19 protein-coding genes are annotated in these 26,622 nt (G+C 68.4%); 15 read left to right on the top strand and 4 right to left on the bottom strand.

Annotated elements, in window-relative coordinates; translation table 11 throughout:
* Nucleotides 1-4: 4 nt before the first annotated feature.
* The 4 genes from MUB46_RS09850 to olsB all read left to right on the top strand — a co-directional run bounded on the left by MUB46_RS09850 (nt 5) and on the right by olsB (nt 5,386).
* Nucleotides 5-205, top strand: a complete 201-nt coding sequence (locus MUB46_RS09850) for a hypothetical protein (RefSeq protein WP_261615730.1) — start codon at nt 5-7, stop codon at nt 203-205.
* 156 nt (nt 206-361) lie between these two features.
* Nucleotides 362-1,894, top strand: a complete 1,533-nt coding sequence (locus MUB46_RS09845) for a YifB family Mg chelatase-like AAA ATPase (protein WP_261615729.1) — start codon at nt 362-364, stop codon at nt 1,892-1,894.
* A gap of 176 nt (nt 1,895-2,070) precedes the next feature.
* Nucleotides 2,071-4,305 (top strand): PAS domain-containing hybrid sensor histidine kinase/response regulator, encoded by a 2,235-nt coding sequence (locus MUB46_RS09840; RefSeq protein ID WP_261615728.1) that lies wholly within the window; start codon nt 2,071-2,073, stop codon nt 4,303-4,305.
* Nucleotides 4,306-4,450: 145 nt separating this feature from the next.
* Nucleotides 4,451-5,386, top strand: coding sequence for a l-ornithine N(alpha)-acyltransferase (gene olsB, locus MUB46_RS09835; RefSeq protein WP_261615727.1), 936 nt, complete (start codon nt 4,451-4,453; stop codon nt 5,384-5,386).
* 82 nt (nt 5,387-5,468) lie between these two features.
* Here the strand turns inward: olsB and MUB46_RS09830 are convergent, their stop codons facing one another.
* A complete protein-coding gene (locus MUB46_RS09830) occupies nt 5,469-7,751 on the bottom strand; it encodes an NADP-dependent malic enzyme (protein ID WP_261615726.1) in 2,283 nt (760 codons plus the stop codon).
* Nucleotides 7,752-7,891: 140 nt separating this feature from the next.
* On the opposite strand from MUB46_RS09830, the gene mutS reads away from it, so the two are divergent.
* The 4 genes from mutS (at nt 7,892) to trpS (ending at nt 16,351) form a co-directional block, all read left to right on the top strand.
* Nucleotides 7,892-10,750 (top strand): DNA mismatch repair protein MutS, encoded by a 2,859-nt coding sequence (gene mutS / locus MUB46_RS09825; protein ID WP_425256241.1) that lies wholly within the window; start codon nt 7,892-7,894, stop codon nt 10,748-10,750.
* Nucleotides 10,747-13,593 (top strand): [protein-PII] uridylyltransferase, encoded by a 2,847-nt coding sequence (locus MUB46_RS09820; protein WP_261615725.1) that lies wholly within the window; start codon nt 10,747-10,749, stop codon nt 13,591-13,593. Before mutS ends, MUB46_RS09820 begins: the two co-directional genes overlap by 4 nt.
* Nucleotides 13,594-13,659: 66 nt before the next feature.
* Complete coding sequence (gene murJ / locus MUB46_RS09815) at nt 13,660-15,240, top strand: murein biosynthesis integral membrane protein MurJ (RefSeq protein WP_261615724.1); 1,581 nt, start codon at nt 13,660-13,662, stop codon at nt 15,238-15,240.
* A gap of 64 nt (nt 15,241-15,304) precedes the next feature.
* Nucleotides 15,305-16,351, top strand: a complete 1,047-nt coding sequence (gene trpS, locus MUB46_RS09810) for a tryptophan--tRNA ligase (protein WP_261615723.1) — start codon at nt 15,305-15,307, stop codon at nt 16,349-16,351.
* Nucleotides 16,352-16,426: 75 nt separating this feature from the next.
* Here trpS and MUB46_RS09805 read toward each other — a convergent pair whose 3' ends face one another.
* From MUB46_RS09805 to MUB46_RS09795, 3 genes are all read right to left on the bottom strand, one after another.
* Complete coding sequence (locus tag MUB46_RS09805) at nt 16,427-18,400, bottom strand: Vgb family protein (protein ID WP_261615722.1); 1,974 nt, start codon at nt 18,398-18,400, stop codon at nt 16,427-16,429.
* Between the two features lie 251 nt (nt 18,401-18,651).
* The gene (locus MUB46_RS09800; protein ID WP_261615721.1) at nt 18,652-19,461 is read right to left on the bottom strand and encodes a BRO-N domain-containing protein; all 810 of its coding nucleotides are present in this window, start codon (nt 19,459-19,461) and stop codon (nt 18,652-18,654) included.
* A gap of 349 nt (nt 19,462-19,810) precedes the next feature.
* Nucleotides 19,811-21,010 (bottom strand): PQQ-dependent sugar dehydrogenase, encoded by a 1,200-nt coding sequence (locus MUB46_RS09795; RefSeq protein WP_261615720.1) that lies wholly within the window; start codon nt 21,008-21,010, stop codon nt 19,811-19,813.
* A 143-nt stretch (nt 21,011-21,153) separates the two neighbouring features.
* Between MUB46_RS09795 and MUB46_RS09790 the strand changes: the two genes are divergently transcribed.
* From MUB46_RS09790 to miaB, 7 genes are all read left to right on the top strand, one after another.
* Nucleotides 21,154-21,648 carry a universal stress protein gene (locus MUB46_RS09790; RefSeq protein WP_261615719.1) on the top strand — a complete coding sequence of 165 codons (495 nt, stop codon included), beginning with the start codon at nt 21,154-21,156 and terminating at the stop codon, nt 21,646-21,648.
* 190 nt (nt 21,649-21,838) lie between these two features.
* Nucleotides 21,839-22,399, top strand: a complete 561-nt coding sequence (locus MUB46_RS09785) for a NifU family protein (RefSeq protein WP_261615718.1) — start codon at nt 21,839-21,841, stop codon at nt 22,397-22,399.
* A 142-nt stretch (nt 22,400-22,541) separates the two neighbouring features.
* Nucleotides 22,542-23,222, top strand: a complete 681-nt coding sequence (gene tsaB, locus MUB46_RS09780; RefSeq protein ID WP_261615717.1) for a tRNA (adenosine(37)-N6)-threonylcarbamoyltransferase complex dimerization subunit type 1 TsaB — start codon at nt 22,542-22,544, stop codon at nt 23,220-23,222.
* Complete coding sequence (locus MUB46_RS09775) at nt 23,219-23,692, top strand: GNAT family N-acetyltransferase (RefSeq protein WP_261615716.1); 474 nt, start codon at nt 23,219-23,221, stop codon at nt 23,690-23,692. Before tsaB ends, MUB46_RS09775 begins: the two co-directional genes overlap by 4 nt.
* A gap of 31 nt (nt 23,693-23,723) precedes the next feature.
* Nucleotides 23,724-24,152, top strand: a complete 429-nt coding sequence (locus tag MUB46_RS09770) for a Fur family transcriptional regulator (protein ID WP_261615715.1) — start codon at nt 23,724-23,726, stop codon at nt 24,150-24,152.
* A gap of 8 nt (nt 24,153-24,160) precedes the next feature.
* Nucleotides 24,161-25,000 carry a lyso-ornithine lipid O-acyltransferase gene (olsA, locus tag MUB46_RS09765; protein ID WP_261615714.1) on the top strand — a complete coding sequence of 280 codons (840 nt, stop codon included), beginning with the start codon at nt 24,161-24,163 and terminating at the stop codon, nt 24,998-25,000.
* A gap of 127 nt (nt 25,001-25,127) precedes the next feature.
* Nucleotides 25,128-26,555: a tRNA (N6-isopentenyl adenosine(37)-C2)-methylthiotransferase MiaB gene (miaB, locus tag MUB46_RS09760; protein WP_261615713.1), complete on the top strand. Its 1,428-nt coding sequence runs from the start codon at nt 25,128-25,130 to the stop codon at nt 26,553-26,555.
* Nucleotides 26,556-26,622 lie beyond the last annotated feature (67 nt).

Genomic DNA, 26,622 nt, shown 5'->3' with positions numbered 1-26,622 from the left:
TTCGATGAACAGCAAGAGCCGGGAGACGCAGATCGCGGAACTGAACGGGGCGCTCGAGGTCCTGTTCGAGCTGCGCGAGGAGTTCGCCCAGTGGGCCGAGGAGGGCGAGGACGACTCCAAGCGCGAGGCGCTGGAAAACGTGCTCGGCCACGTCGAGGTCATGGAAGCGGAATACAAGCGCCGCCGCGACGAACTCGTCGGCTGACGGCGCGGCCTGGCGGGGCGGTCGCCTACGCCGGGCGGCATGCGTCCGCGCCATGTTCTCTCATTGTTCTTGATCGAGGCCGTTTCCCGCTGTAGGCTTCCCGCTGCGTCAACAGGCGCGCCAGATGTACACCAGATGTACAGCGGGGTGATTGGAATGGTTGCGCGTGTGGCCACCGTCGCCTTCGTCGGGATCGAGGCCCGGCGCGTCGACGTGCAGGTGCAGATCGCGCCGGGGCTGCCGGCCTTCGCCATCGTCGGCCTGCCCGACAAGGCGGTCGCCGAAAGCCGTGAGCGGGTCCGCGCGGCGCTGACCGCCGTCGGTCTGGCGCTGCCGCCGAAACGCATCACGGTCAATCTCGCCCCCGCCGACCTGCCCAAGGAAGGCAGCCACTTCGACCTGCCCATCGCCGTTGCGTTGATGGCGGCGATCGGGGCGATGCCGGCGGATGCGCTGGCCGGCTGGTGCGTCCTCGGCGAACTCGCCCTCGACGGCCGCCTGACCCCGGTCAGCGGCGTGCTGCCTGCGGCGATCGGCGCCAACGCGGCGGGCCTGGGGCTGATCTGCCCGGCCGAAGGCGGCGCCGAAGCCGCCTGGGCGAGCCCGGACATGGAGATTCTGGCGCCCGCCGACCTGATCCAGATCGTCAATCATTTCAAGGGCACGCAGGTTCTCTCCCGGCCCCGGCCGGCGATCCGCGAGGAGGCCGGGCCGATGCTCGACCTCGCCGAGATCCGCGGCCAGGAGACGGCCAAGCGGGCGCTGGAGCTCGCCGCCGCCGGCGGCCACAATCTCCTGTTCGTCGGCCCGCCCGGCGCCGGCAAGTCGATGCTGGCCCAGCGCCTGCCCTCGATCCTGCCGAAGCTCAACCCGGCCGAACTGCTCGAGGTCTCGATGATCCAGTCGATCGCCGGTGTCATCGCCGGCGGCCGCCTGTCGGCGGATCGGCCGTTCCGCGCGCCGCATCATTCCGCCTCCATGGCGGCGATGGTCGGCGGCGGCCCCAAGGCGCGGCCGGGCGAGGTCTCGCTTGCCCATAACGGCGTGCTTTTCCTCGATGAACTGCCCGAATTCACGCCGCAGGTCCTCGATTCGCTGCGTCAACCGCTCGAATCCGGCGAGACGGTCATCGCCCGCGCCATGCATCGGGTGACCTATCCCTCGCGTTTCCAGCTGGTGGCGGCGATGAATCCGTGCCGCTGCGGCATGGCCGGCGAGCCCGGCCACACCTGCCGGCGCGGGCCGCGCTGCGCCGCCGACTATCAGGCTCGCGTCTCCGGTCCCCTGCTCGACCGCATCGATATCCGTCTGGAGGTGCCCGCCGTCACCGCCGCCGATCTGATCCTGCCGCCGCCCAGCGAGGGCAGCGCCGAGGTCGGCGCCCGCGTCGCCGCCGCCCGGGCGCTGCAGGCCGAACGCTACGCCGCCCTCGGCCTCGACGACGTTCGCACCAACGCCGGCTGTCCCGCGCGCCTGCTCGAGGACGTCTCCCGGCCCGATGCCGACGGCCTGGCGCTTCTGCGCGATGCCTCGGAGTCGTTGAAGCTGTCGGCGCGCGGCTTCCATCGCGTCCTGCGCGTCGCGCGCACGCTGGCCGACCTCGAGGGCGCCGAGGCCGTCGGCCGCCTCCATATCGCCGAGGCCGTCGGCATGCGCGCGGCCGGCTCGGGCCTCCTGGCGGCGGCGTGAGGCGGGGCTCGCCGCGCGTTTACGCAAAAGCGACGGTTTCGCAGGCGTTTTCTTCCCAAAATCTGAATCCTCTGCCCCGGCTTTATACGATCGGACTCACCTGAGCTTAATCGCGATCCGTCACGATCGGCCCCATTCGGACGAAGAATCCGAGCGACAGGACCGCCGTGGCGTCAATGACCGAACCCGATCTCACCGAGGCCGGCCTACCGGCACGGCCGCCTAGGATCCGCAGTGCGCGGCTGATCCACGCGGCGACGCTGACCCTGGCCGTGATGCTGCCGGTCACGCTGATCCTCGGTGGACCGCTTCCCTGGATTGCCGCCGCCGGCCTGATCGGGCTGTCGCTGGCGCTGCTGCGCACCGTCACTCGGGACCGGCGCCGCCGCACCGACTCCGACGCCGCCGTCGCGCGGCTTTCGCACCGGCTCGAGGACGCCCAGGATCGCATTTGGGAGCTGTCGGAGGGCCTGGCCCGCCAGCGCGGCCTGGTCGACGCGCAGGACGACGCCATCGTGCGCCGCGACGCCGATGGCCGACTGACCTTCGCCAACGATGCCTTCTGCCGGATCTTCGGCTTCGAGAGGGCGGAGGTGGTCGGCACCATCGGCATGCCCGTGCCGCTCGAGCCGGCACAGGACCCCGGCGACGCGTCCGTCTCCCCGGACATGCCGCGCCTGACCTTCGATGCCCGCTATCGGACCGCCGTCGGCGACCGCTGGTTCCAGTGGCAGGATACGCCGATCCGCGACGCCACCGGCCGCGTCGTCGAGATCCAGAGCGTCGGCCGCGACATCACCATCCGCAAGGACACCGAAGACGCCCTGCGCCGCGCCCGCGACGCCGCCGAACAGGCGAGCCGGGCCAAGTCGCGGTTCCTCGCCGCCGTCAGCCACGAGATCCGCACGCCGATGAACGGCATCATCGGCATGGCCGACCTGCTGCTCGACAGCGGGCTGACCCAGGAACAGACCACCTACGCGCGCGCGGTGCACGGCTCGGCCGAGGCGCTGCTCGGCCTGATCGACGAGATCCTCGACTTCTCCCGCATCGAGGCCGGCCGCATCGAGCTCGCCGACGCACCGTTCTCGCTTGCCAAGGTCATCAGCGACGTCGCCGAGCTGTTCGGCCCGCGCGCCGGCGAGAAGGGCCTGGAGATCGCCGCCTTCGTCTCCCGCGACGTGCCCGCCGTGATGCGCGGCGATGCCGACCGCTTGCGCCAGGTGCTGGTGAACCTGGCCGGCAACGGCATCAAGTTCACCGATCGCGGCGGTGTCCTGATCGAAGTCCGGTCCGAAGCGACCGCGATATCCGCCGCCGGTGGTCCTAAGACCGGCGGTATTCAGATCAGCGTCCGCGACACGGGGATCGGCATTCCGAACGACGCGCTCGGTCGCATCTTCGACGAGTTCGAGCAGGCCGACGTCGGCCCCGCGCGCCGGCATGGCGGCGCCGGTCTCGGGCTTGCCATCTGCAAGCGCATCGTCGCGGCGATGAACGGCGAAATGACCGTCGAGAGCAATCCCGGCCGCGGCAGCACCTTCACCGTCCGCCTGCCTCTGGTCGCCTCCGAGCGGGTCCCGGCGCCGCCGCGCATGCTGGTCGGACGGCACATTCTCGTCGCCTCGCCCTCGCCCATCCTGCGGCAGTCGCTGAAATCGGTGCTCGAGGACGAGGGCGCCCGCGTCGACGTCGTCGCCCGCGCCGATACGTACGCCCGCAGGCTTGCCGGGAACGGCAAGTTCGACTCCGTCCTCGTCGATCTTCCCTTCGCGGACACGGTCGAACCCGGCCCGCTTCCCATGATCGTCCTGCTGGCGCCGCGTGATCGCGGCATCCTGTCCGACCTGATGGAGCGGGGCTTCGCCGGCTATCTCATCAAGCCGATCCGCAGCCAGTCGCTGCTCGCGCGGCTTGGCGTTGCCGCCAATCGCGAAGGCAGGCCCGCCGTGCCGATCCCGCAGGAAGAGCCGGTCGGCCCGGCTCTCGACGTCCTCCTCGCCGAGGACAACGACCTCAACGCGATGCTCACCGAAGCGCTCTTGCGCCGGCTCGGCCACCGCATCACCCGGGTGCGCGACGGCCTGCAGGCGGTCGCGAAGGTCCGTGCCGCGCGTGACCGCGCCCGCCCCTTCGACATCGTGCTGATGGACGTCCACATGCCGAATCTGGACGGCCTGTCGGCGGCCCGCGAGATCCGCGCCCACGAACGCGACACCCCGAAAGGGGGCCGGGTCTTCATGATCGCGTTGACGGCGAACGCCTTCGCCGAGGATCGCGAAGCCTGCCTGGAGGCGGGGATGGACATGTTCATGGCCAAGCCCGTCGACCGCGAGGTCCTGGCGGAGGGCCTGAAAAAATTCACGCCGGCCACCCAGTCCCGAAGCAAGCCCCGTCTGCGACGCGCTTGATCGTGTCGCAATTGTCATGGAACCGTCTCCGAACTATGATTCTTAAGTCGAAGGCGGGGACGTGAGGTCAGCCCGATTCGGGCGGCATTCCGAGACATCCTGGTCTTTGCATGGGGGAGGCGCCGGTATGCGCCAACGAGGTCAGATGCGTTTGACGGACAAGTTCCGGCCGACACGGTTGGTGCGGCGTTTCGTTCCGGGCGGTCCGATTGCCGGGCACGCGGTCCACGGTGCCGGCTTCGGTCGCGCCCCCTTGGCGGAGCCGCTGAAGCGGATCGGCTCGCTCGAGGTGCGGCTTGCCCGCAACGCGCGCGAGGTGCGGCTGGCGCAGGCGCTGCGCTACCGCGTCTTCTATCGCGAGATGTCGGCCCAGGCCGGCGCCACCGGCAAGCTGTGGCGGCGCGACATCGACGGCTTCGATTCGATCTGCGATCACCTGCTCGTCATCGACCATGATCCCGATCCGGCCTTGTTCCGCGGCATGCGGCGCAAGCGCAAGCCCGCTGTGGTCGGCACCTACCGGCTGCTGCGCCAGGAGGTCGCGGAGCAGTTCGGCGGGTTCTATACCGCCGGCGAATACGAGATCGACGCGCTCGTCGCCCGCCACCGGCCGAAGCGGTTTCTCGAGCTCGGCCGCTCCTGCGTGCTCAAGGAGTACCGCAACAAGCGCACCGTCGAGCTGCTGTGGGCCGGCAACTGGGCCTATGTGCAGCATCACGAGGTCGACGTGATGATCGGCTGCGCCAGCCTGGAGGGCATCGAGCCGCGCAGGCTGTCGCTGCCGCTGTCCTTCCTGCACCACCATGCCGCCGCGCCGGAGGAATGGCGCATCCGCGCCGTGCCGTCCCGCTACGTGCCGATGAACCGCATGGCGCCGGACCAGATCGACATGCGCGCCGCGCTCAACGAGCTGCCGCCGCTGATCAAGGGGTATCTCCGGCTCGGCGCCTATATCGGCGACGGCGCTGTGGTCGACCACCAGTTCGGCACCACCGATGTCTGCATCGTGCTGCCGGTCTCGGCGATCAATCCGCGCTACTACGGCCATTTCGGCGCGCCGAAGGAACGCTTGGCGTCCTAAAGCTCGGCAAAACCGGACCCGTCTCCCCGTAGACCCGGCACCCCCCGGCGCGCCGGGGGGATAGAGGGTAGGGCGGGCGTCCTCAGCCGCTGACGTTGTAGGCGGCGAGCGCGGCCATGTTGACGATGTCGCTGTCGGTCGCGCCTAGGCTGACGATCTGCACCGGCTTGTCGAGCCCGACCAGCAGCGGACCGATCACCGTCGAGCCGCCGAGTTCCTGCAGCATCTTCGTCGCGATCGACGCCGAGTGGATGGCCGGCATCACCAGCACGTTCGCCGGGCCCGACAGGCGGCAGAACGGGTAGGCGGCCATCGCATCGCGGTTGAGCGCCACGTCGGCGGCCATCTCGCCGTCGTACTCGAAGTCGACATGGCGCTTGTCGAGGATCTTCACCGCCTCACGTAGCCGCTCCGAGCGCTCGCCGCTGGGATGGCCGAAGGTCGAGTAGGCGAGCAGCGCCACCCGCGGCTCGTAGCCCAGCCGCCGCGCGACGCCGGCCGCCTCGACCGCGATCGCCGCCAGCTCCTCCGCCGTCGGCATGTCGTGGATCGCGGTATCGGCGATCAGCACGGTGCGGCCCCGGCACAGCGCGATGGAGGCGCCGATGACGCTGTGGCCGGGCTTCGGATCGATGACGCGGCGCACTTCCTCCAGCGCGATCGAATAGTTGCGCGTCGCGCCCGTCACCATGCCGTCGGCGTCGCCGATCGCCACCATGCAGGCGGCGAAGGTGTTGCGGTCGGTGTTGACCATGCGCTGGCAGTCGCGAAACAGGTAGCCGCGCCGCTGCAGCCGGGCATAGAGGAACTCGGCGTATTCGGCGTTGCGGCGCGACAGCCGCGCGTTGACGATGTCGATGTCGTCGCGCAGGTCGAGGCCGAGCGCGGCGATGGTCTCGCGCACCTGCTCGTCGCGGCCGACCAGCACCGGCCGGCCGAGCCCGCTGTTGGCGAAGGCGAAGGCGGCGCGGATCACCTGCTCCTCCTCGCCTTCGGCGAAGACGATGCGCTTCGGCGAGCGGCGGATCTTCGACTGGATGCGCTGCAGGGTGCCGGCGATCGGATCGAGCCGGGCCGAGAGCTCCTGGCGGTAGCCTTCCATGTCGACGATCGGCTGGCGCGCGACGCCGGATTCCATCGCCGCGGCGGCGACGGCCGACGGCACGGCGCTGATCAGGCGCGGATCGAACGGCACCGGGATGATGTATTCCGGCCCGTATTTCGGCCGCGAGCCGCGATAGGCGGCGGCGACCTGGTCGGGCACGTCCTCGCGGGCGAGCTCCGCCAGCGCCCGCGCCGCGGCGACCTTCATGTCGTCGTTGATCGTCGTCGCGCGCACGTCCAGCGCGCCGCGAAAGATATACGGAAAGCCCAGCACGTTGTTGATCTGGTTGGGATAGTCCGAGCGTCCCGTCGCCACGATGGCGTCGTCGCGGATCTCGGAGACCTCCTCCGGGGTGATCTCCGGGTCCGGATTGGCCATGGCGAAGATGATCGGCTGGGCGGCCATCGAGCCGATCATCTCCGGCGTGAAGGCGCCCTTCACCGACAGGCCGAACACCGCGTCGGCGCCGCGCATGGCGTCCTCCAGCGTGCGCGCGTCGGTGTCGGCGGCGTGCGCCGACTTCCACTGGTTCATGCCTTCCTCGCGGCCCTTGTAGATCACGCCCTTGGTGTCGCAGAGGATGACGTTGTCCTGCGGAAAGCCGATCGCCTTGATCAGTTCGACGCAGGCGATGCCGGCCGAGCCGGCGCCGTTGCAGACGAGCTTGGTCGTCTTGATGTCGCGTCCGGTCAGCTCCATCGCGTTGATCAGGCCGGCCGCGGCGATGATCGCGGTGCCGTGCTGATCGTCGTGGAACACCGGGATGTCCATCAGCTCGCGCAGCCGCTGCTCGATGATGAAGCAGTCGGGCGCGCGGATGTCTTCCAGGTTGATGCCGCCGAAGGAGGGGCCGAGCGGCTTGACGCAGTTGATGAACTCGTCGACGTCGAGCGTGTCCACCTCCAGGTCGATGGCGTCGACGTCGGCGAAGCGCTTGAACAGCACCGCCTTGCCTTCCATCACCGGCTTGGAGGCGAGCGCGCCGAGATTGCCCAGGCCCAAGATCGCCGTCCCGTTCGAGATCACCGCGACCAGGTTGCCGCGCGTCGTGTAGTCGAAGGCACGGCCCGGATCCTCGGCGATCGCGCGGACCGGTACCGCCACGCCCGGCGAATAGGCCAGCGACAGGTCGCGCTGGGTCGCCATCGGCTTGGTCGGGGTGATCTCCAGCTTGCCCGGCTTGCCCTGCTGGTGGAACTGGAGTGCTTCCTGATCGGTGAATGTCGGCCGGCTGTCCGCCGTCTTGCCCTGCTTCGGCATGTGCCGTTTTGTCCTTGAACGCGTTGTTGAGGTCCGCCGCCGGCGGGACCCGGACCTTATAAGGGCCCCGATGTGTGCTCAAGTCGCCTTCCGGATAACGGCCGGTGAAACCGCGCATTTGTTCTGCTAGGGTCCGCGCCATGACGGCCCGACCTGCAGATATTCCCACGTCCACGCCAGCAACAGCGCCCACCCCTGTTTCGGCGGTCGTGGACACGCCCGCACCCGCCCCCGAATCCGTGCCTGGATCCGAGGCGGCGGCGGCCGATGCGCGCGTCACCCCGATGATGCGCCAGTTCCTCGAGATCAAGACCGCCAATCCGGACAGCCTGCTGTTCTACCGGATGGGCGATTTCTACGAGCTCTTCTTCGAAGACGCCGTCGTCGCGAGCCGCGCCCTCGGCATCACCCTGACGACCCGCGGCAAGCATCTGGGCAGCGACATCCCGATGTGCGGCGTGCCGGTCCATGCCGCCGACGACTACCTGCAGAGGCTGATCGCGCTCGGCCATCGCGTCGCCGTCTGCGAGCAGATGGAGGATCCCGCCGAGGCGAAGAAGCGCGGCTCCAAGTCGGTGGTCCGCCGCGACGTGGTGCGGCTGGTGACGCCGGGCACGCTGACCGAGGACAACCTCCTCGATTCGCGCCGCAACAATTTCCTCGCCGCACTCGCCCGGCTGCGCGCCGGCGGCGACGACGGCTTCGCCCTGGCCTGGGCCGACATCTCGACCGGCGAGTTCGCCGTCATCGAGGCGACCCGCGCCGAGCTGCCGGCCCTGATCGCCCGCGTCGATCCCGGCGAGCTGCTGGTCTCCGATGCGCTCTACGACGATGGCGACCTGCGCGACCTGTGGCGGGAGATGCGATCGGCCGTCACGCCGCTGCCCACCGCGGTGTTCGATTCGACCGCCGCCGAACGGCGTCTGCGCGACTATTTCGACGTCGCCACCCTCGACGGCTTCGGCCCGCTCGCCCGCCCCGAGATCGCCGCGGCCGGCGCCGTCATCGCCTATATCGACCGCACCCAGATGGGCGAGAAGCCGCCGCTCAAGATCCCGGCGCGCGAGATGCGCGGCGCGGTGATGGCGATCGATCCGGCGACCCGGGCCAACCTCGAACTGGTCGCGACGCTGTCGGGCGAACGGCGCGGCAGCCTCGCCGAGGCCGTCGACCGCACCGTCACCGCCGCCGGCGGCCGCGAGCTCGCCCGCCGCCTGTCCTCGCCGCTGACCGATCCGGCCCGGATCGCCGCGCGCCATGAGGCGGTGGCCTGGCTCGCCGAGCGTCCCGCTCTGCGCCGGGGCTTGCGCGAGACGATGCATGCCGCCCCGGACATCGCCCGTGCCCGCGCCCGCATCGTTCTGGCGCGCGGCGGCCCGCGCGATCTCGCCGGCATCCGCGACGGCATCGGCGCGGTCCACGCGCTGTGCGCCCGGCTGCGTCCCGACGGTGGCCCCGACAATGCCGCCGAAGCCGACATGCCGCCGATCCTCGCCGACATCGCCGCCCGTCTCGACGGCCCGGACCGGGCGCTGTTCGACGAGCTGACGACGGCGCTGGTCGAGCGCCCGCCGCATCTGCGCCGCGACGGCGGCTTCATCCAGGCGGGCTTCGCCGCGGAGCTGGACGAGGCCCGCGGCCTGCGCGACGAGAGCCGCCAGATCGTCGCCGGCCTGCAGGCCAAGTACCAGGAGGCCACCGGCATCAAGTCGCTGAAGGTGCGCCACAACAACGTGCTGGGCTATTTCGTCGAAGTCACCGCCCAGCACGGCGACCGGATGCTGGCGGCGCCGCTGAACGAGACCTTCTTCCATCGCCAGACGCTCGCCAGCCAGGTGCGGTTCTCCACCGCCGAACTGGCCGATCTGGAGGGCCGGATCGCATCGGCGGCGGAGCGCGCGATGGCGCTCGAGAACGAGATCTTCGACGCGCTCGTCGCCCGCATCGCCGGCGACGGCGTGGCGCTCGAGGCAGCCGCCGCGGCGCTCGGCGAGCTCGATGTGCATGCCGGCTTCGCCGAGCTGGCCGTCGAGCGCAACTACGTGCGGCCGGTCGTCAGCGACGATCTCGCCTTCGACATCGTCGGCGGCCGTCACCCCGTCGTCGAGCAGGCGCTCGCCCGCGACGGCGGCGGCCCGTTCGTCGCCAACGACTGCGACCTGTCGCCGCCCGATGACGTTTCGGGCGATGCCGCGGCCGGCCGGATCCTGCTGATCACCGGCCCCAACATGGCCGGCAAGTCGACCTTCCTGCGCCAGAACGCGCTGATCGCCGTCCTCGCCCAGGCGGGCGGGTTCGTGCCGGCGGAGACGGCGCATATCGGCGTCGTCGACCGGCTGTTCTCCCGCGTCGGCGCCGCCGACGATCTCGCCCGCGGGCGGTCGACCTTCATGGTCGAGATGGTGGAGACCGCCGCGATCCTCAATCAGTCCGGTCCCCGCGCGCTGGTGATCCTCGACGAGATCGGCCGCGGCACCGCCACCTTCGACGGCCTGTCGATCGCCTGGGCGACGATCGAGCATCTGCACGAGGTCAATGGCTGCCGCGCGCTGTTCGCGACCCATTTCCACGAGCTGACTGCGCTCTCCGAGACCATGGCGCGCCTGCACAACGCCACCGTCCGGGTCAAGGAGTGGAAGGGCGAGGTGGTGTTCCTGCACGAGGTGGTGCCCGGCGCCGCCGACCGCTCCTACGGCATCCAGGTCGCCAAGCTCGCCGGCCTGCCCGCGCCGGTGCTGAGCCGCGCCCGCGAGGTTCTGGAGCGGCTGGAGGAGACCGATCGCCGCGCCGGCGCCGCCGGCCTTACCGACGATCTGCCGCTGTTCGCCACCCACGTGCGATCGGCCGCCGCGGCGCCGGTGCCGCCCGCGAATGCCGCGCTCGTGCAAAGGCTGGGCGGCGTCTCGCCCGACGAGCTGACGCCGCTTCAGGCGCTCGAGATGCTATATGAGCTGAAACGTCTCGCCGAGACCGGAGGGGACGGTCAGGACGCCGGATGAACAAGCGCTTGACGAACAAGTCGGCTCGCAACCTCGCCGAAATCGCCGATCCGGACGCCCTGGCCGGCGAGCTGGCGGACTTGTTCGAAAAGCACGGCGCCGGCAACGACTTCCGCGCCGCCATGCTCGCCCACCTGAAGGCGTTCAGGGCGCGCGGCCACGAGACGATCGAGACATGGCTGTCTGAGGACGGTCGCGGCCTGGACTGCGCGCGCCGCATCGGCGCGCTGCAGGACGCGATCATCCAGGGCATCTACGCCTTCACCACCAGCCATCTCTATCCCGTCACCAATCCCTCGTCGTCGGAGCGGCTGTCGGTGATCGCGGTCGGCGGCTACGGCCGCGCCACCATGGCGCCGGGCTCCGATGTCGATCTCCTGTTCGTACTGCCCTACAAGAAGACCGCCTGGAGCGAGAGCGTCTGCGAGCAGATGCTCTACACGCTGTGGGACATGGAGCTGAAGGTCGGCCACGCGGTGCGCACCGTCGATGATTGCGTGCGTCTGTCGAACGCCGACATGACCATCCGCACCTCGATCCTCGACGCCCGCTTCATCTGCGGCGACCGCGAATTGTTCGACGAGCTCGAAGATCGCTTCCAGGCCGATGTCGTCGCCGGTACGGGGCCGGAGTTCATCGAGGCCAAGCTCGCCGAGCGCGACGCCCGCCACACCCGCTCCGGCGAATCCCGCTATCTCGTCGAACCCAACGTCAAGGACGGCAAGGGCGGCCTGCGCGACCTCCAGACGCTGTTCTGGATCGGCAAGTACTTCTACGGCGCCGACAGCGGCGAGGACTTGGTCGAGGCCGGCGTCTTCGACAAGTCCGAATCCCGCCTGTTCCGCAAGTGCGAGGATTTCCTCTGGGCGGTGCGCTGCCACCTGCACTTCATGACCGGCCGCGCCGAGGAGCGGCTGACCTTCGACCTGCAGCGCGGCATGGCGACGAGGCTCGGCTACCTGCCGCATCCCGGCGTCCGCGACGTCGAGCGGTTCATGAAGCACTATTTCCTGGTGGCCAAGGACGTCGGCGACCTGACCCGCATCTTCTGCAACGCGCTGGAGGTGCAGCACGTCAAGCGCACGCAGGTGCTGTCGCGGTTCATGCAGCGCTTCCGCCGCCGCCGGCCGGGCAAGCTGTCGGACAGCGACGACTTCGTCATCGAATCCGACCGCCTCAACATCGCCGACGACTTCGCCTTCGAGCGCGATCCGGTCAATCTGATCCGGCTGTTCCATCTCGCCGACAAGTACAACATCCCGTTCCACCCCGAGGCGCTGAAGATCGCCCGGCGCTCGCTCAAGCTGATCGGTCCGAAGCTCAGGGAGAACGAGGAGGCCAACGCGCTGTTCCTCAAGATCCTTACCTCCCGCAACGATCCGGAGGTGGTGCTGCGCCGCATGAACGAGGCCGGCGTGCTCGGCCGCTTCATCCCGGATTTCGGCAAGATCGTCGCGCTCGTCCAGTTCAACATGTACCACCACTACACCGTCGACGAGCACCTGATCCGCTCCGTCGGCTTTCTGGCCGACATCGATCACGGCCGCCTCGCCGACGACCATCCGCTCGCCAACGAGATCATCCGCACGATCCGCAGCCGCGACGTGCTCTATCTGGCGCTGTTCCTGCACGACATCGCCAAGGGCCGCCCGGAGGACCATTCGATCGCTGGCGCCCGCGTCGCCCGCCGGCTCGCGCCGCGGCTCGGCTTCTCCGCCGCCGACACCGAGACCGTCGCCTGGCTGATCGAGCACCATCTCGACATGAGCATGATCGCCCAGTCGCGCGATCTCGCCGACCGCAAGACCATCGAGGACTTCGCCGCCACGGTGCAGAGCCTGGAGCGGCTGAAGCTTCTGCTGATCCTTACCGTCGCCGACATCCGCGCCGTCGGCCCCGGCGTCTGGAACGGCTGGAAGGGCCAGCTCCTGCGCACGCTCTATTACGAGACCGAGCCGGTGCTCGCCGGCGGACACAGCCAGGAGCAGCGGAAATTCCGCATCGAGTCGGCCCGCGCCCGCCTGCGCGAGGAGCTGGCCGATTGGCCGCAGGCCGAGTTCGACGCCTATTGTGAGCGCCACTATCCCGCCTACTGGGTGCGCACCGACCTGCCCCGCCAGATCGAGCACGCCCGCTTGCTGCATGCGATGGACGGCGAGGGTGGCAAGCTCGCGATCCGCGCCCGCCCCGACGAGTTCCGCGACATCACCGAGATCACGGTGTTCGCGCCCGACCACCCGCGGCTTCTCTCCATCATCGCCGGCGCCTGCGCCGCCTCGGGCGCCAATATCGTCGACGCGCAGATCTTCACCACCTCCGACGGCTATGCCCTCGACACCATCTTCGTGTCGCGCGCGCTGCCCGAGGACGCGGACGAGCGCCGCCGCGCCGAGCGGATCGGCAAGGTCATCGAGCAGGCGCTGGCGGGCCAGGTGAAGTTGCGCGATCTCGTCGGCCAGCGCGCCGTCGCCAAGGGGCGGATCCGCGCCTTTTCGGTGGAGCCGGACGTGCTCGTCAACAACACCTGGTCGAACCGCTACACCGTCATCGAGATGTCGGGCCTCGACCGCACCGGCCTGCTCTACCAGCTCACCGACGTGCTCGCGCGCCTCAACCTGAACATCGCCTCGGCCCATGTCGCCACCTTCGGCGAGCGCGCCGTCGACGTCTTCTACGTGACCGACCTGACCGGCCAGAAGATCACCAACGCCAACCGCCAGGCGGCGATCCGCCGCCGCCTGCTGCAGGTCTTCCAGCCCCAGAAGGAAGGCAGTAAGGAAACCAGTAAGGACGGTGGCAAGGACGGGGCTAGGTCCGGCGCCAGGGCGGGCGAGGCGGCATGACGCCGCCGATGACGGCGCGTCCCGTTTCGGATAGTGTCCCGCGCTCACGCGCCTGAAGGGTTTTCCATGGCACTGTTACGGCATTTCGCGACTGTCGGCGGCGGCACGATCGTAAGCCGCATTCTCGGCTTCGCCCGCGACGTGCTGACCGCCTCCGCGCTCGGCACCGGGCCGGTCGCCGACGCCTTCTTCGTCGCCTTCCGCCTGCCCAACCTGTTCCGCCGCATCTTCGCCGAGGGCGCGTTCAACGCCGCCTTCGTGCCGCTGTTCGCCAAGGCGCTGGAAGGCGAGGGCGCGCGCCAGGCCCGCCGCTTCGCCGAGGAATCGCTGGCCGCGCTCTTGTTCGCGCTGCTCGTGCTCACCGCGCTCGCCGAGATCGCCATGCCGGTGTTCATGCTGGTGCTGGCGCCCGGCTTCGTCGAGGATCCCGGCAAGTTCGGCCTCTCGGTGCTGCTGACCCGCATCACCTTTCCCTATCTCACCTTCATCTCGCTGGTGGCGCTCCTGTCGGGCGTGCTCAACGCGCTCGGCCGCTTCGCCGCCGCCGCCTTCGCCCCGGCCCTGCTCAACGCGGTGCTGATCGGCGCCCTGCTGACGATCCACGCGGTCCAGGCCGACGGCAGCGAGACCGCCGGCGTCTACCTGGCGATCGGCGTCTTCATCGCCGGCGTCGCCCAGCTTCTCATGCTCGGCTGGGCCGCCCGCCGCGCCGGCATGGGCCTGACGCTGGTCCGGCCGCGCTGGACGCCCGGCGTGAAGCGGCTCGTCGCCCTCGGCATTCCCGGCGTCATCGCCGGCGGCATCACCCAGATCAACATCATGGTCGGCACCATGATCGCCTCGCTGCAGGACCGGGCGGTGTCGTTCCTCTACTACGCCGACCGGCTCTACCAGCTGCCGCTCGGCACCATCGGCATCGCCATCGGCATCGTGCTCCTGCCCGAGCTGTCGCGCCGCCTGCGCGCCGGCGACGACGAGGCGGTGATGAACGGCCAGAACCGCGCGCTGGAATTCGCGCTCACCCTGACGCTGCCCTCCGCCGCCGCGCTGTTCTTCGTGCCCGACGCCATCATCCGCGGCCTGTTCGAGCGCGGCGCCTTCGGCCCCGAGGACACCGCCGCGACCGCCGCCGCGCTCGCCGCCTTCGCCGTCGGCCTGCCCGCCTTCGTGCTCAACAAGGTGTTCGCGCCGGCCTTCTTCGCCCGCGAGGACACCCGCACGCCGATGTACTATGCCGGCATCAACGTCGCCGCCAACATCGCCTTCTCGCTCGCCCTGTTCCCGGCCTTCGGCCATGTCGGCATCGCCGCCGGCACCTCGATCGCCGGCTGGATCAATTCCGGCCTGCTCGGCTACACGCTGTGGCGCACCGGCCATCTGGTGCCCGACGCGCGCCTCAAGCGCCGCACCCTGCTCGCCCTGCACGCCACCGCGTGGATGTCGGCGGCGCTGGTGGCGACCGACTGGCTGCTCGCGCCGCTGGCCGCCCACGGCTCGCTCGGCGCCATCGCCACGCTGCTGATCCTGGTCGGCGTCGGCGTCGTCGTCTTCGCCGCCCTCGCGGTGACGACCGGCGTGATGACCCGCGCCGATCTGGCCCGCGCCTTCTCGAAATCGGAGACGAAACCCGAAGCCCCTTCGGCTTGAAACCTGCGCCCCGATCAGCCATAAGGCCCGGGCACTCCAGCGCTTTCAGCAAGGACAGGGTCTAATGGCGGCGTTCCAGCAGCGCGTCTTTTCCGGCGTCCAGCCGACGGGAAACCTGCATCTGGGCAACTATCTCGGCGCGATCACGCGCTTCGTCGCCCTGCAGGACGACTATGACTGCATCTATTGCGTGGTCGACATGCACGCGATCACGCAGGCGGTCTCCGTCTGGGGCGGCCCCGAGGAGCTGCGCAAGAGCACCCGCGAGGTGACGGCCGCCTTCATCGCCGCCGGCATCGACCCGGACAAGCACGTCGTCTTCAACCAGAGCCAGGTCGCCGAGCACGCCGAGCTCGCCTGGGTGTTCAACTGCGTCGCCCGCATGGGCTGGCTCAACCGGATGACCCAGTTCAAGGAGAAGGCGGGCAAGCATCGCGAGAACGCCTCGGTCGGTCTGTTCGCCTATCCCAACCTGATGGCCGCCGACATCCTGGTCTACCGCGCCACCCACGTGCCGGTGGGCGAGGACCAGAAGCAGCATCTCGAGCTGTCGCGCGACATCGCCCAGAAGTTCAACGGCGACTTCGCCGCCTCGATCGCGCGGGTCACCGGCGAGGACGCGTTCTTCCCGCTGCCCGAGCCGATCATCCAGGGCCCGGCGACCCGCGTCATGAGCCTGCGCGACGGCGCCAAGAAGATGTCGAAGTCGGACCCGTCCGACTATGCCCGCATCAACCTGACCGACGACGCCGACACCATCGCCCAGAAGATCCGCAAGGCGAAGACCGATCCCGAGCCGCTGCCGAGCGAGGCGGAGGGCCTGGAAGGCCGCCCGGAAGCCGAGAACCTGATCGGCATCTACGCCGCGCTGGCCGGGGCCGACAGGGAGACGGTGCTGAAGGAATACGGCGGCGCCCAGTTCTCGATCTTCAAGACGGCGCTGGCCGACCTGTCGGTCGCCAAGCTGGCGCCGATCGCCGCCGAGATGCGCCGGCTGACCGCCGACCCCGGCTATATCGACGGCGTCCTGAAGCGCGGTGCCGACCAGGCCCGCGACATCGCCGCCCCGGTGATGCACGCGGTCAAGGACATCGTCGGCTTCCTGCGCTGACGGGCATCGACGGACACGAAGACGCCGGGCCTCGTCGAGACCCGGCGTTTTTTGGTGCCGGACGGTCCGGAGGCCCTACGGCTTCTGCGGCGGGCCGACCATCGGCGTCTTCACCGGCGCAGCCATCCCGATCATCACCGCCATGGTCTTGCCGCCGGGATTGGTCTGATAGGGATAGGTCAGCCAGTTGTTGGTCAGCCAAACGTTGCCCGACGCGTCGATCTGCACGGCGGTGACCCGCACCAGGCCATCGAACGCGTAGCCCGTCTTCTTCGGCGCGATCGACTCTCCCGTCTTCACGCCCGGCGGGCAGTTTTCAGGGCGCGCGCCGCAGAGGTGCCCGACCCGGAAGCCGCCGAAATTCGCCACCCAGACGTTGTCGTCGCCGTCGACGGCGATGCCCCAGGGCAGGAAGACGCCGCCATTGGTGTAGGCTTTGCTGACGGTGCCGTCCGGCGTGATCATCGACACCGACGCATCCGCCTTGTCCGGGATGTTGAGCGTCTTGCGGAAATAGCAGGGCGCCGCGATGGCGCCGGAATTCGACACCCAGGCGTTGTCCAGGCTGTCGACGGCGATGCCCATCGGGCGCTTGATCCCGTTTTCGCCGCGCTCGGTGCGGACGAGGACGTTGCCGAGCCGGTCGAGCTTGAACACGCGGTTGGTGTTGTTGGCGGTGAACCAGGCGTGGTGCTGGCTGTCGACCGCCGCGCCGAACGGCTTCTCCAGGCCCCAGGGCGCGTGGTTGACGGCCGCCGTATGATCGCCGAGGGGATAGACGGTGACGCTGTCGCCGCCGCAATTGGCGAACCAGACCGTGCGGTCGTCGTCGGTGGCCAGGCCCTGCACCCGGTTGACGTCGCCGTCGGCGTAGGGGCTGCCCGCCTGCGCCACGCCGTCGGAATTGAACAGGGAGACGGTCTGGTCGTCGCCCAGCGGCTGGTCGCAGCCCCGGCCCGAGAAACCGAAATTGCCCAGCCAGATGTTTTCGTCGGGATCCATCGCGATGCCGAAGCCGACGCCGTAGATGCCGCCGCCGGTATAGGGCGCGCCAGGATAGTTCCGGCCGTCCGGCGTCAGCCGGATCAGGTGGGTATCGCCGCAGGCGGGCGTCTTGGCGCGGCGCTGGTACTGGTAGTTGTTGCCGATCCAGACGTTGCCCTCCTTGTCGAAGACCATGTTGCCCGGCCCGTCCAGCTGTCCGCCGCCGCCGTCGTAGAGCAGGGTCAGCGTCCAGGTGGCGATCGGGCTCGTCAGGGCCGGACCATAGACGGCGACGCGCTGCGACAGCCCGAACAGCTTCTTCGCCTTGCGGCCCGGATAATGGGCGATGTTGACGGCCGCCTGCAGGGTGTTCTTCGGCCGTTTGCCGCCGGGCGCCTTGGCCAGCTTGAAGAGCGACTTGCAGCCCCCGTCGGCCAGGCCGCGCGCGCAGGTGGCGAGCATGTTGGCGAGCGAATTGAACTCGCGCATCGTCTGCGTGCTGGCGCCGTTCGGTTTCGTCGCGAGGACATGGCCGACCGCGCCGCTGCGCCTGTTGACGAGGTTGCGCAGGGTCAGGGCGGCGTTCTTCGGGCCGGGATGGACGCCGGAGATCTGCATGCCGTCGAGGAACTGCGCGAACGCGTAGGCCGTCGCCACGGTCGTCCGCTCGTTGATGGTGATCTGGGACGGTGGCGTGCCCGGGCCCAGCACGGTCGCGAACCGGAGCTGTCGCTGCCGGGGCTTCAGCCCGAATATGTCGACCGTGCCGCCCGTGGTGACGACGTAGAGCACCGCGTTGGCGTCGGCCGGTTCCGCATAGGCGACCCGGAACCCGCCCTGCGAATCGCTTCTTCCGGTGCCGAGCAGGGTCGCCGTTCCGCCGGCCGTGGTCCCAGCCTGGTAGAGGATAACTTTTGCATAGGAGACCGGCAGGGTGCCGGTCCTCACCGTTCCGTTCAGTTCGGCCGCATCGGCCGGTCCGGCCGAGACTGCGACGGCGAGGCCGAAGACAACTGTCGAAAGCCGCAGTCCCCGGGGCAGGCGTGGGCAAGTCATGAAGGTCATCGATACTGTCCGCGCGTGTCGTTTTGTCGAAAGCCAAAACGGCAATACGCAAGACATACGGAATCGATGCCGATCTGACGCCGCGTCAGTACAGTAGATGTGTTTACGAACAGTCTACGCGATCGATAGAAAATACGGACTGACCGGAACCGGCGGTTTTGACGCTGCTTAGGCCAGTCGATTTCGTAGACTGCGCTCCCGCGGATCCGCAAGGCCGAACCACGGAAGCGCAAATCCGAAAAAGAAAAAGCCTATGCGGTAGGTCTCAATCTGCGCACCGTCCTGGCTCTCATCATTCCCGGTTTTGGCTTATCCGGGGCTGGCAGTAATTTTGGGAGATGCGGCAGCGCCGCTACATCGCGGGCTCCGAAATAGCGTTCAGCGTGTTCTGGTATCCAAACAGTATCAACGTAATGCACGAACATGGGCCAGATCTCGTTCGGATACTGTCGGGCTTCGAATTCGCCTTCCGGCGTCCAATGCCTGTAATAGGAAAAGTTATAGGCGTGATCAGGATGTTCGTCCCGCAGCCAGTCTGCGAAAAGCTTTCCGACCGACACATCCGGTCTTATCTCGGTCCCATCAGGCGCTTTATCTGCCATGACGTGACCTACCTGTTCCAACCTGCCCCAGACCCGGATTGCCAGCTCTGAGATAACCGAGAAATACCCAATATCCACTCGGTCCCAATTGGCGTTATAGCGCCGAATAAAGGAAGGGGTATTCGGCCGCAGCTGATATCCGCCAGTTCTGCGGATGCTCGGCAAGACTTCGGACGTTATCCACTTTTTGAAGCGTTTGGCTTCCGGCTTGTCTGACCTCAGAATCAACGAGTAAAGGCCGGATTCGTTGATTATCCTGACGTTCTTGCGACCCTCAGGGGGGGCAGTCTGAGTAACCCCTTTTTCGTCATCATCCAGTCTAGAAGCTGCGTCTCTGGAGTTCTTGATATCAAGCGCTCGGCAAACATCAATAAGAACGAACCACGGCTCTCCGTTGACGTCGTAAATCCTGAACTCGTCGAGATTTTCGTACTCAAACACCTGTAATGCGTACTGCATCTCTTGTTGATCCCCTTGATCTCGCTAGGCCTGTCCTGGTCATGCCCCGTTCTCCTGTTGTTTGAAGGTTGTAAGCCGTAAGCTGCACACCATAAGCGATTCTTTCCGAGGAATCCAATCTTTGTTCCCGATATGTTCCGATGGAAATAACGCTAGGTGAGATCAGCATTCCGTACTGGCGTGGGCGCAAAAGTTATAAGTGCTGGCCTGAATGCGGGAGCCTGCCCCAGAGTCACGAAACAGCCAATACAATGCCGGATTACCGGACCAGATGGCAGCCGCGCCCAAAACACCGGGGGCAAGCTGCTGATGCTCTATGTCCTCGAGCCAATCAATCAGCTCCAATCGCTCAGCGCGGGGCGGACGCGGTGGCCGCCGCGATCCGGGAAACCGTGCCGCCCAGTTGCGCGGCGTAGATCTGGCCGTCGACGCCGAGCCCGAAACTGCTGAGGCCGGGAAGGCCGATCCCGGTCGGCTGGTCGTCGGTGCCGTCGGCGGCGATGCTGCGCACCTCGCCAGAGCAGAAATCGCCGTAGACATAGCGCCCGGTCATCGCCGGGATCGCCGGATCGCGCACGATATGGCCGCCCGTGATCGAGCAGCGCCCGCCGGAATGGTCGTAGACGAAGACCGGGAAGGTCGGCGTGTCGGGGCCCGGGCGATCGTTGTCGTAAACCGCGTTGCCCTCGTATTGCGGCCAGCCGAAATTCGCCCCGCGGGCCTCTGCGAGCGTGAGGATGTTCACCTCCTCCCACGCGCCCTGGCCGACATCGCCGATCAGCAGCCGGTTGCCGTCGAAGGCGAACCGCCACGGATTGCGCAGCCCGTAGGCGAAGATTTCGTCCCGGCCCGGCGTGCCGACGAAGGGATTCGATTTCGGGATCCGGTAGGCGCCCGTCCGCGTCTGCCGCGGGTTGATGCGCAGGATCTTGCCGAGCAGCCGGTCGAGCTTGCGGGCGTTGTCGAATCCGTCGCCGCCGCCGCCGCCGTCGCCGGTGGCGATATACAGGCGGCCGTCTGGGCCGAACTGAAGCTGGCCGCCATTGTGGTTGCGCGCGTCGCGATGTGGCACCCGCAGCACCACCCGGCGCGACTTGCGCGAAGCCCGGACCGCCCGCTTCTTCTTGCGCCGGAACTCGGCGACCACGAGGTCGCCCTTCCCGTTGGTGTAGGCGACGTAGAAGCGCCGGGAATTGCGGTAGGACGCCGGAAACGCCACCGACAGCAGGCCCTGTTCGCCACCGGCGCCCGAGTCGGGAGGCCCGAACACGTGCTTGCGGATATCGAGGAAGGGCCTGGCCAGCGTCTGCCCGTTGCGCAGCACCCGTATGCGCCCGGCCCGCTCTACGACGAAGACGAGCTTCCGGTAGCCCGGCGCGACGGCCACGTGGACGGGGGCGTCGAAGGCCCCGACCGGCACGGCCTTGAGGGTCTGCGCGGCCGCCGGCGCGCCGCCCGCGCCGAGCAGGGCCGCGAACAGGAGCGCCACCGCCGATTCGGACAGGCGGGACGGACGAGAGCGTTCCGGGAGCGTCGATTCGCCGCGCATCGGCGTTGGTCCCCTGTGGTTTGCCGCGTCTCGAGGTGATCCCGGAAATCCGGCCAGAATGGGGAAAACCTGCCCCAGAGTCACGAAACGGCGAATACAATGCCGGCTTGCCGGGCCGGATGGCAGGTGGCAGCATGCCGGTCATGAACAGCAAACGACGCAGCGGGGAGCCCGGCCATCGGCGCAAGTTCCTCGTCATCATCGACGACTCGCCCGAGTGCGACCGGGCCGTCTATTACGCCAGCCGCCGCGCCCAGAACACCGGGGGCAAGCTGCTGATGCTCTATGTGCTCGCGCCGGGCGATTTCCAGCACTGGCTCGGCGTCGAGAACATCATGCGCGCCGAAGCCCAGGACGAGGCGCGCCGGGTGCTGGGTGAATTCGCGGAAAAAGCCCGCAAATGGGCCGAGGTCGAGCCCGAAATGGTGATTCGCGAGGGCAATCGCGCCGACGAGGTGGTGAATCTGATCGACGAGGACGCCGACGTCTCGATCCTGGTTCTGGCCGCGGCGACCGGCAAGGAGGGCCCCGGCCCGCTGGTCTCCTCCATCGCCACCAAGGCGGCGGCGACCTTCCCCATACCGATCACGATCGTTCCCGGCTCGCTGTCGGACGAGGAAATTCAGGCGGTGTCCTGACAGGCCTGGCCCGGCCCGATTTGGCCCGCAGGCGCGCGATTCGCGCGTTGCCTGTTCGCGCAGCCATGATAGAATATTTCTAAGTTTCTACAGGGAGCGCCACTGGGAGCGGGGCGTCGCGACCCTATATTCGGGCGCAAGACACGTTTTCCCGTTTTCCCGACAGCCAGCGCGCTGAAGAGGATCGTCGATGTTCATCCAGACCGAAGCCACGCCCAATCCCGCCACGCTGAAGTTCATTCCCGGACGGCCCGTCCTGCCCGGCGACACGCGCGACATCCGCACGGCCGAGGACGCCGTCTGCTCGCCGCTGGCCCAGCGCCTGTTCGAGATCGACGGCATCAGCGGCGTCTTCTACGGGGCGGATTTCATCGCCGTCACCAAGGACGACGGCGAATGGCAGCATCTCAAGCCCGCGATTCTCGGCGCGATCATGGAGCATTTCATGTCCGGCGCGCCGCTGTTCGCCGGTGACGGCGCCGACACCGGCGAGGCGGACGAGGAATTCTTCGACGAGGCCGACGCGCCAACCGTCGCCACCATCAAGGAGCTGATCGAGACGCGCGTGCGCCCGGCGGTGGCCTCCGACGGCGGCGACATCATCTTCCAGGGCTATCGCGACGGCGTGGTGTTCCTGCACATGCGCGGCGCCTGCTCCGGCTGCCCCAGCTCGACGGCGACGCTCAAGCACGGCATCGAGAACCTGCTGCGCCATTTCGTGCCCGACGTCCAGGAAGTCCGCCCGATCTGACCGGGCTGATCCGAGGGGCCGCCGGACCCGCAGGGGCCGTTCCCACCGGTTTTGCGCCCGCCCGGGGTTTTCTCCGGGCCGAAAGCCGACTAGACCGCATCGCGTCGAATGAACGAACGCCCGCGGTCCCGCTCGTGACGCCATGAACATCCTTGCCGTCGATACGGCGCTGTCGGCCTGCTCGGTCGCCATCCTTCTGGGCGATCGCGCCGTCGTGCGCTGCGAGCCGATGCCGCGCGGCCACGCCGAGGCGCTGATGCCGATGCTCGCCGATGCGCTCGCCGAGGCCGGTATCGGCTACGGCGCCATCGACCGGTTCGCGGTGACGGTCGGTCCGGGCACCTTCACCGGCGTCCGCGTCGGCGTGGCAGCGGTGCGCGGGCTCGCGCTTGCCACCGGCCGGCCCGCCGTCGGCGTGACGACGCTGGAGGCGCTGGCGGCGACCGCGCGCCGCCGCGAGGCGGTGGCGATGCTGGTCGCCATGGATGCCCGCCGCGACGAAATCTACGCCCAGACCTTTTCGGCCGAGGGCGAGCCGACGAGCCGACCGCAGATCCGACGCCTGGACGACCTAATCGACGGGCTGGCCGACGCCGGGACGGCCGCCGGGATGGCCGTAGTCGGCTCGGCCGCGGAGATGGTCGCGGACGCGGCGCGGGCGGCGGGACGGGAGGCGCGGGTGCTCGGCACCGATTCGGCCCCCGATCCCCTCGAAATCGCCCGGATCGCCAGCGAAAGAGCGCCGGAGGGCCCGGTCAGGCCGCTGTATCTGCGTGCCCCCGACGCCAAGCCGCAGGCGCACGCCGCGATCGACCGGCGATGACGGCCGGCGTCTCGATTCGCCGCCTGGAGCCAGCCGACGCGGCGGCCGCGGCCAGTCTGCACGCGGTGATGCCGGAACCCTGGAACGAGGCGGATTGGGCCAAATTCCTGGCCGATCCGCTCGTCATCGGTCTCGGCGCGGTCGAAAATGCGCTGATCGGCGCGATTCTGCTGCGGGTCGTCGCCGACGAAGCCGAGGTGCTGACGGTCATCGTCGCCGAAGCCGCGCGCGGCCGCGGCATCGGCCGGCGGCTGCTCGACAGCGGTCTCGAAGACGTGGCCCGGCGCGGCGCGAAAGCCACGTTTCTGGAGGTCGCCACCGACAACGCGGCGGCGATTTCGCTGTATTGCGCCGCCGGGTTCGTTGAGATCGGGCGCCGACGCGGATATTACCGGCGCCCGGGCGGATCTCAGGACGCGCTGACGATGCGCAAGGGCCCGGCGCTGGACGATGGCCGGCACGCTACCTAGGATGATGTCATTGGGCGGGATTGCGAGACATATGGCGGACGAGTCCAATCTCATCGAGGATCAGTGCCAGGCGCGCGGCATGCGGATGACCGAGCAGCGCCGCGTCATCGCGCGCGTACTGTCGCAGTCCGCCGACCATCCCGACGTGGAGGAACTCTATAAGCGCGCCTCCGCCATCGACCCGAGGATCTCGATCTCCACGGTCTATCGAACCGTCAAGCTGTTCGAGGACGCCGGCATCCTGGCCCGCCACGATTTCGGCGATGGCCGCTCGCGCTACGAACAGGTGCCCGACGAGCACCACGATCACCTGATCGACCTGAAGACCGGCAAGGTGATCGAGTTCCGCGACGAGGAGATCGAGCGCCTGCAGGAGGCGATCGCCCGCAAGTACGGCTTCCGCCTCGTCGACCACAAGCTCGAGCTTTACGGCGTGCCGCTCAGCGACAAGGACAGCTGAGTCCTGTCATGGGAACGGTGCGCGCCATCTTCATTCTCCTCGTGCTCGCGGTCGTGACGCCGCCGCTGATGCTGATCCAGTTCGTGCTGGTCGCGCTGAAGTCCGGCGCGGCGCGCAGGGTGCCGGTGGCCTATCACCGCCTCGTCTGTTTCCTGCTAGGCGTGCGCGTCCGCCAGGAGGGTGCCCTGTCGGAGCAGCGGCCGCTGCTTGTCGCCGCCAACCACGTGTCCTGGCTCGACATCTCCGTGTTCGGCTCGATCGCGCCGCTTTCCTTCATCGCTAAGAGCGAGGTTGCGGGCTGGCCCGTGTTCGGCTGGCTCGCCAGGCTGCAGCGCACGGTTTTCGTCGACCGCAACCGCCGCGCCCATACCCATCATGTCAACAATGCCATCGGCAGCCGCCTCGCCGACGGCGACGTCATGGTGCTGTTCGCCGAGGGCACGTCCAGCGACGGCAACCGTGTTCTGCCGTTCCGTTCGGCGCTGCTGGGCGCGGCGCACGAGCTGGCCAGCGACGATGGCGAGACGCCGGCGATCTACGTGCAGCCGGTGGCGGTCGCCTATACCCACCTGAACGGCCTGCCGATGGGGCACCAGCATCGCCCGGTGGTTGCCTGGCACGGCGATATCGAGCTTGCCCCGCACCTGTGGCGGCTGCTGAAATCCGGCGCGATCGACGTCACCGTCGCCTTCGGAGAGCCGATCCCGCTCACCTGCGCGGCCGAGCGCAAGGCGGTGGCCGGGCGCGCGGAACACACCGTGCGCGGCATGGCGACGGCCCTGCTGGCCGGCCGCGACGTATCGTCGAGAAGAAAGGCCCCGCTTCCCGTCGCCGCCGAAACAGGCTAGGGAAACGGGCGAAAACCGCTTATATGAGACGGGAACCCCGCGAAACGACCGTGCCAGGATGCGCGGTGTGACCGGCAAACAGCGGAAAACATTGGCGGAATTGACCGACAGGCGCTCCACTTAACCCATGACGGCTTCCCGAAAGAAGCTCTTCGTCAAGACGTTCGGTTGCCAGATGAACGTCTATGATTCCGGCCGCATGATCGATGCGCTGGCCGGCGAAGGCTTCGAGTCCACCGATTCCATCGACGAGGCCGACCTCGTCATCCTCAACACCTGCCATATCCGCGAGAAGGCTGCCGAGAAGGTCTATTCCGAGATCGGCCGCATTCGCGCGGTGAAGGAGGCGCGCGCGCAATCCGGCAAGGACACGATGATCGGTGTCGCCGGCTGCGTCGCCCAGGCTGAGGGCGAGGAGATCGTCCGCCGCGCCCCGGTGGTCGATATGGTCGTCGGCCCGCAGAGCTATCACCGCCTGCCGGAACTCCTGGCGCAGGCCCGCGACAGGGCCGTCGTCGAGACGGAATTCCCGGTCGAGGACAAGTTCGACCACCTGCCCGCCGCCACCGGGACGCGACTGCGCATGGGCGGGCCGACCGCGTTCCTGACCATCCAGGAAGGCTGCGACAAGTTCTGCACCTTCTGCGTGGTGCCCTATACCCGCGGCGCCGAGGTGTCGCGCCCCGTCGGCGCGATCCTCGAGGAGGCCCGCCACCTCGCCGGGGCCGGCGTGCGCGAGATCACGCTGCTCGGCCAGAACGTCAACGCCTATCACGGCGCGGATCGGGACGGGGGTCTGCGGACCGTCGGTCTTGCCGGACTGATCGAGGCGCTCAGCCGTATCGATGGCATCGAGCGCATCCGCTACACCACGAGCCACCCCCGCGACATGGACGACGACCTGATTGCCGCCCATCGCGACATCCCGCAGCTGATGCCCTACCTGCACCTGCCCGTGCAGTCCGGCTCCGACCGCATTCTCGCGGCGATGAACCGCAAGCACCGCCGCGACGAGTACATCGCCCTGATCGAGCGGATCCGCGCCGTCCGTCCCGATATTGCCATGTCGGGCGATTTCATCGTCGGTTTCCCCGGCGAGACCGACGCCGACTTCGCGGACACGATGGATCTCGTGCGCCGGGTCGCCTACGCGCAGGCCTATTCGTTCAAATACAGCCCGCGCCCCGGCACCCCCGCCGCGGCGATGGACGATCAGGTGCCCGAGCCGGTCATGAAGGAGCGCCTTGCCGCGCTGCAGGCCCTGATCGACCAAGGCCAGAAGGCGTTCAATGCCGCGATGGTCGGGCGCACGATCCCGGTGCTTTTCGAGAAGCCCGGCCGCAAGCCCGGACAGCTCGTCGGCCGCTCGCCCTATCTGCAGCCGGTGAACGTCGATGCGCCGGAAAGCCTGCGTGGCCAGATCGTCGAGGTCCGGGTGACGTCGGCGGGGCCGAACAGCCTGTTCGCCGAGCGTGTCGGCGGCGGAACGCAGTCCGAGGGGACGGATTCCGGTCGGACGGATTCCGGGCGGGCCGCGATGGAGGCGGTTTCTTGAACGACACCCCCGTCAGCCGTCCCGTTTCGGACCGCCGTGCGGCGGCTGCGGCGGCGGCTGTCACCGA

Origin of the sequence: Microbaculum marinisediminis (assembly GCF_025397915.1) — a bacterium.
Lineage (GTDB): Bacteria > Pseudomonadota > Alphaproteobacteria > Rhizobiales > Tepidamorphaceae > Microbaculum > Microbaculum marinisediminis.
Note: the sequence above shows the minus strand (reverse complement) of the source record. Positions and strands in the feature narration are given on the sequence as shown.